The 6,403-nt window shown below is 45.9% G+C and carries 6 protein-coding genes; 3 read left to right on the top strand and 3 right to left on the bottom strand.

Annotated elements, in window-relative coordinates; all coding sequences use genetic code 11:
* From LC574_RS20960 to LC574_RS20970, 3 genes are all read right to left on the bottom strand, one after another.
* Window positions 1-877, bottom strand: an 877-nt coding sequence (locus tag LC574_RS20960) for a heme o synthase (RefSeq protein WP_229455400.1), incomplete at its 3' end; no start/stop codon positions are given.
* A gap of 144 nt (window positions 878-1,021) precedes the next feature.
* Window positions 1,022-1,162 carry a hypothetical protein gene (locus tag LC574_RS20965; protein ID WP_229455401.1) on the bottom strand — a complete coding sequence of 47 codons (141 nt, stop codon included), beginning with the start codon at window positions 1,160-1,162 and terminating at the stop codon, window positions 1,022-1,024.
* Window positions 1,163-1,165: 3 nt separating this feature from the next.
* Complete coding sequence (locus LC574_RS20970) at window positions 1,166-2,101, bottom strand: heme A synthase (protein WP_229455402.1); 936 nt, start codon at window positions 2,099-2,101, stop codon at window positions 1,166-1,168.
* A 404-nt stretch (window positions 2,102-2,505) separates the two neighbouring features.
* On the opposite strand from LC574_RS20970, the gene LC574_RS20975 reads away from it, so the two are divergent.
* The 3 genes from LC574_RS20975 to LC574_RS20985 all read left to right on the top strand — a co-directional run bounded on the left by LC574_RS20975 (window position 2,506) and on the right by LC574_RS20985 (window position 6,159).
* On the top strand, window positions 2,506-3,588 hold the full coding sequence (locus LC574_RS20975) for a cytochrome c oxidase subunit II (RefSeq protein ID WP_229455403.1): 1,083 nt from the start codon (window positions 2,506-2,508) through the stop codon (window positions 3,586-3,588).
* Window positions 3,589-3,669: 81 nt separating this feature from the next.
* Window positions 3,670-5,406 (top strand): cytochrome c oxidase subunit I, encoded by a 1,737-nt coding sequence (gene ctaD / locus LC574_RS20980; RefSeq protein ID WP_229455404.1) that lies wholly within the window; start codon window positions 3,670-3,672, stop codon window positions 5,404-5,406.
* A gap of 126 nt (window positions 5,407-5,532) precedes the next feature.
* Window positions 5,533-6,159, top strand: coding sequence for a heme-copper oxidase subunit III (locus tag LC574_RS20985; protein ID WP_229455405.1), 627 nt, complete (start codon window positions 5,533-5,535; stop codon window positions 6,157-6,159).
* The last annotated feature ends 244 nt before the right edge of the window (window positions 6,160-6,403 follow it).

Consider the following 6,403-nt stretch of genomic DNA (forward strand, 5'->3'; position numbering starts at 1 on the left):
CCAGACACAACAGCATCATGTAGGAAATGGAAAAAAGAAACAACTCTTTAGCTACAGCGCGATCCTCTGGATTTTGCAACAAACGCCAAGATTTGTGGATAAATAATCCTCCCAGAATTACAGCGATCGCAGCATAAAGAATTCCACTCACGCCCAAAGGATAAACCAATAACACGGTTGCAACTACAGTGATCAGTGTATAATACCAAATCTGCTTCACTGTTGCCGTATCACCTTCAATCACAGGTAGCATTGGTATCCCCACCTTTGCGTAATCATCCCTAATCATCAGAGCTAAAGCCCAGAAATGGGGTGGTGTCCACAAAAAGACGATGGCAAAAATTAACCATGCTGACCAGCTTAAAGTGCCTGTGACAGCAGCCCAACCCACTAAAGCTGGAATTGCCCCAGCAGCCCCACCAATAACGATATTCTGGGTGCTGTGGCGTTTTAGCCAGTGGGTATAGACCAAAATATAAAAGACGATGCCAGAGAAGGCTAGCAGCGCGGCTAACAGGTTGGCAAATATTGCTAAGAGTGTAAAGGAAATCGTCGCCAGTGCGATCGCAAAAATTAGAGCATCGCGTGGCTGTACCTTACCAGAAGGCATCGGACGATGGCGCGTCCGCTCCATGTCATAATCAATATCCCGGTCATAGACACAGTTAATTGTCTGGGCGCTTGCAGCAGCCATTGTGCCACCAGTGAGAGTTACTAGCAACAGCAATGGGTCTACTTCTCCCTTAGCAGCAATCCACATACTCCCAGCCGTGGTAATCAAAAGCAAGGGAATAATCCGAGGCTTGGTTAGCTGATAGTAACTTTGAATTACCTGTAAAAATGTTCCGTGGTGGCGAGAGACATTAGTCTCAATCATTTTGACTCTGGTTCCTTATTTTTCAACAACTTACAGCAGAATTCAGGAGTCAGAATTCAGAAGTAAAACAGGCTTTATACCTGGCTTTGAGACTTAGCTTGTGTACTTCACTAACTTGAAATCCGCTGTATATGCAGCCCCCGCTCAAGCTGGCTCTTTTAGGCAAACAAAAACACAGATTTTCTGCACCTGCGTGGGTCGCATCATCAGTGCTGAGTGCGGAGTTAGGAGTTGGGAATTCTTCCCCTGCTCCCTCATCTCCCTCATCTCCCTCATCTTCCCCATTCCCTACTCAGCACTTACCACTCGTAATTCAGCACTCACTGAGTCACGCAGTGCGAGAACTGTGAAAACCACCAAAGTACCCAGCAAAGTAGCTCCTATAGCTTGGTGAGAGACGGTGAGAGGCTCAACTTGGAGGTGTAATTTGAAGGTGGCGAATCCTAACAAGATTTGTAAGATCAACAACCCACCAGCCATATTTGCCAGTCGCCGCAAGGCTGGATGTAGTGCTGGTGTACGCCAACAGATAAATATCATTGCCAAGGTTGCCAAGGAAGGCGGCACCAAACCAGCAATATGGCTGTACATTACAGTACAAAGTTGAGAACCGCCGAGGCATTGGTGTAGCGCCCAGCGAGAGCCTACCAAAGCACCTAGTAGACTTTGCAGGTAAACCAGAACAGCAGCAGTTAAACCTACCCAAGGCAACTTACCAACGGTTCCATTCCCCTGATAGGGAGTAAGTGCTGTGCCGATAATCAGGAGGGTGCAAAAAAACAACAGCGCCGTTCCTAAATGAGCGGTAACGATATCAAACCGCAACAGTTCGGTGACGGTGAGTCCCCCCAAGATGCCTTGGAAGACAATTAAAAACAGGGCGAATGTGGATGCCCAAGGCAGCCATCTGGGTAAGAAACGACGATGCCACCAGGACAAACCGAAGAGTGCGATCGCGCTTACACCAATTAAAGCTGCATCCAATCTGTGAAACCACTCCAAAAACACCTGGAGATTCATTTGCTTGGCTGGCACCAGTTCGCCATAGCATAAGGGCCAGTCTGGGCAAGCAAGTCCAGCATTCATCACGCGGGTGGCGCTGCCTATTGCCATCAAAATTAAGGTGGCTATGCATATTTTCCACACCAAGCGACGAATCATTTCCTTGGGCTTTTGCTGCTGAAGCGCCGCTTCATTTTGTTGTTGTAGGACAAATTCGCTCATCAATGATACCTTCTGCCCGTTCTTGCTGGCTCTCTTAAAATTTTCAATTTTCTTTTAGCGTCCTATCTCCACCCTAGCGTACAGGCTAAGGGTTTATAGATTAGCACTCACTTATACTTTGAATCACTCCAGAAAGGTTTTGCCTGAAGCTTTAGGTATTTTTCAAGATGTGAAAAATTGATTAATCACAATTAATTTAAACATTCTAAATTTTTCCTTAAATTTTTCCATTGATTTGTATCTACTTTTGGCAGTATCTAATAGTCACCTTGTACCCAAAATTAGTAAAATAGTTAAAAAAATTAATAAAAATTTCAGACCTTTGGACTCCATGCCTGACAGCCTAGACTACCTTAGTAAGTGAGCAGCTTCAAGATAACGTAGTAAATTCAATTAAGTAAGCCGTGAAGATTCCAAGTTCAATCTGGACATTACTCATTGGCATCGTGCTAACGCTCGCCAGCCTTTGGTACGGTCAAAATCACGGACTGTTGCCATCAGCAGCCTCAGATGAAGCCGTATTGGTGGATGGTCTGTTCAACGCGATGATGATCGTTTCTACAGGTATATTCCTAATCGTCGAAGGTGTTTTAATTTACTCTGCATTTAGATACCGTCGGCGTGCAGGTGATAATGAAGACGGCCCACCAGTTGAGGGCAATATACCTTTAGAAATTCTCTGGACGGCGATCCCAGCAATTATCGTTATCGGTATTTCTGTTTACAGCTTTGATGTATACAACGAAATCGGTGGCTTTGATCCCCATGCTATCCATCAAGCGCCGATGAATCAGGAGTCGATGGCAATGCCTGGGAGTGCGTTCGCAGCAACTTTAAGCGATACTCCTCCCAGCAGTGAACCCAACCTCAATCAAGAAAAATCTGATGAGGCAATGCAAGACCCAGCTACCGCAGAAGTTCGCAATGCTGACCAAATTCCCCAACTGCGGAATGCTCCTGGTGTCGGTAGTGTTGCTCCGACAATTGGGGGAACTCCTGATAAAACAGGCAAACCAGCACAATTACAGGTCAACGTCACTGGTCTACAATATGCTTGGCTTTTCACCTATCCTGAAACTGGTATAACTACAGGTGAAATGCACGTCCCCATCGGGCGAGAAGTGGAAATCAATATGACAGCCAACGATGTCATCCACGCCTTTTGGGTGCCAGAGTTCCGCCTGAAACAAGATGCGATCCCTGGTAGACAAAGCGAGATTCGCTTCACACCCAAAAAAGCAGGAGATTATACCCTAATCTGTGCTGAACTTTGTGGCCCCTACCACGGTGCAATGAGAGCAACAGTAGTCGTTGAGCCAGAAGAAGCCTTTGATAAATGGGTGCAAGAACAACTAGTTGCCAGCAAAGAAACACTAAATCAAGCCGTTGCTGTTAACCCTGCCGATCTATCCCCAAATGAATTTCTCGCTCCTTACACCAAGGACATGGGAATTCAGCCAGAAATCCTCCATCAAGTTCACAAATAGTCATTAGTCATTAGTCACTGGTCATTAGTACTCATACAAATGACAAAGGACAAATGACAAAGGACAAAGGACAAATGATAAATGACCCAAGCTCAAGTGCAAGAAACTGCCAATGTCCCTGCTCTTGTTGAGGAGCCAGGGATCAGAAAATGGCAAGACTATTTTAGTTTCAACACCGACCATAAGGTGATTGGGATTCAATACCTAGTTACTACATTCATTTTTTACTGTATCGGTGGGGTGATGGCTGACTTGGTTCGTACAGAACTGCGAACCCCAGAAGTCGATTTTGTCACCCCTGAAGTCTACAACAGCTTATTTACGCTGCACGCCACAATCATGATTTTCTTGTGGATCGTGCCAGCTGGTGCGGGTTTTGCTAACTTCCTCATTCCCTTGATGATTGGGGCAAAGGATATGGCATTTCCGCGCTTGAATGCTGTTGCCTTTTGGATGATTCCCCCTGCGGGTTTATTGTTGATCGCTAGTTTAGTGGTAGGGGATGCACCGGATGCGGGTTGGACTTCCTACCCTCCCCTGAGCTTGGTAACAGGTCAAGTAGGTGAGGGAATTTGGATTATGAGCGTCCTTCTCTTAGGTACGTCATCGATTTTAGGGGCAATCAATTTCCTCGTCACATTGCTCAGGATGCGTATCCCCGGTATGGGGGTTCACCAAATGCCCTTGTTCTGCTGGGCGATGTTTGCTACCTCGGCGCTGACTTTGGTATCTACGCCAGTGTTAGCAGCAGGTCTAATTCTGCTGGCTTTTGACTTATTGGCAGGAACGACATTTTTTAACCCGACTGGGGGTGGCGATCCAGTGGTATACCAGCACATGTTCTGGTTTTACTCCCACCCAGCCGTTTACATCATGATTTTGCCCTTCTTTGGAGCAATTTCAGAAATTATCCCAGTGCATTCCCGCAAGCCGATTTTTGGCTATAAAGCGATCGCTTATTCGTCTCTAGCGATCAGCTTTCTGGGGCTAATTGTTTGGGCGCACCACATGTTTACCAGTGGTATCCCCGGTTGGTTGCGGATGTTCTTTATGATCACCACCATGATCATTGCCGTACCCACGGGAATTAAAATTTTCAGTTGGTTAGCAACAATGTGGGGTGGAAAAATCCAGCTTAACACTGCCATGCTATTTGCCATTGGCTTTGTCGGCACCTTTGTAATCGGCGGGATCAGTGGCGTGATGTTGGCAGCAGTGCCCTTTGATATTCACGTTCACGACACCTATTTTGTGGTAGCCCACTTGCACTACGTCCTATTTGGTGGTAGTGTTCTCGGCATTTATGCGGGAATTTACCACTGGTTCCCGAAAATGACGGGACGGATGGTAAACGAATTTTGGGGCAAGGTTCACTTTGCCTTAACAATAGTTGGTCTAAACATGACCTTCTTACCAATGCACAAGCTGGGATTAATGGGCATGAACCGCCGCATCGCCCAGTATGACCCCAAATTTACCTTTCTCAACGAAATCTGCACTTATGGCGCTTACATACTAGCAGTTTCGACATTCCCTTTCATCATCAATGCCATTTGGAGTTGGTTATACGGCGAGAAAGCTGGTAATAATCCCTGGAGAGCATTGACCTTAGAGTGGATGACTACATCACCACCTGCGATCGAGAATTTTGATCAAACCCCAGTACTGGCTACAGGCCCCTACGATTACGGCTTGGAAAAAGCTAAAGAAGGTGTACCTTTGTCTGATCCCAATCCAATCTTGTCTGCTGGGCCAAACTCAGTATTAAGAGCAGAACCCGACCCAGCGGTTGCCGCTAATCCCGAAGACCGGAAATAAAAAAGTATGGGGAATTGGGCATTGGGAATTGGGCATTGGGCATTGGTTATTCTCCATCTCCCCATTCCCCATTCCCTACTCCCCATTCCCCATTCCCTACTCCCCATTCCCCACTTATCAAAATTCATGCAAAGTCAAACTATTGACCCAGCTAAAACCGAACTAAATCATCATCACGCGGCACAAGCCTCCGTCGGTCATCACGAAGAACATCCAGACCATCGGATGTTTGGGCTAATTGTCTTCCTGATTGCTGAAGGGATGATTTTTATGGGGTTGTTCGGAGCCTATTTGGCTTACCGTGCTACCTTACCTGCATGGCCCCCAGCAGGTACTCCAGAATTAGAACTATTGCTACCTGGAGTCAACACCATCAATCTAATTTCTAGTAGTTTTGTCATGCACAATGCCGACACTGCTATCAAAAAGAACGATGCGCGGGGTGCGCGAATCTGGTTAGCAATTACTGCTGCAATGGGTGCTATCTTCTTGGTGGGTCAAGTATATGAATATACCCATTTAGAATTTGGTTTAACTACCAATTTATTTGCTAGTGCATTTTACGTTTTGACTGGTTTCCACGGATTGCACGTTACTATCGGCGTTTTGGCAATTGTTGCCGTGTTGTGGCGATCGCGCCTTCCGGGTCACTACAGTAACGAAAAGCACTTTGGCATTGAAGCAGCCGAAATCTACTGGCACTTCGTTGACGTAATTTGGATTATTTTGTTCGGATTACTGTATCTACTGTGAGTATTAATTATTAGTTGTTCATTCCACGCGGACAACTTAACAGGCCCCCACTAGGGGGCTTTTTTCATTAATAGAATGCTGCCGTTGCAGTTAGCGGCCCTGATGTCACATTATTTTATCTATAGGAATCGTATTTGATTTTTGAAATTATTTACGTAGGCGGGGAGTGGGGAGTAGGGAGTAGGGAATAAGGAATTAGGCTTTTCGAGTTGTACCGAGCTTTTTCAGAAATCAAATATTAGTC

Source organism: Nostoc sp. CHAB 5715 (assembly GCF_020829685.1).
In the GTDB taxonomy this organism is placed as follows: domain Bacteria; phylum Cyanobacteriota; class Cyanobacteriia; order Cyanobacteriales; family Nostocaceae; genus Nostoc.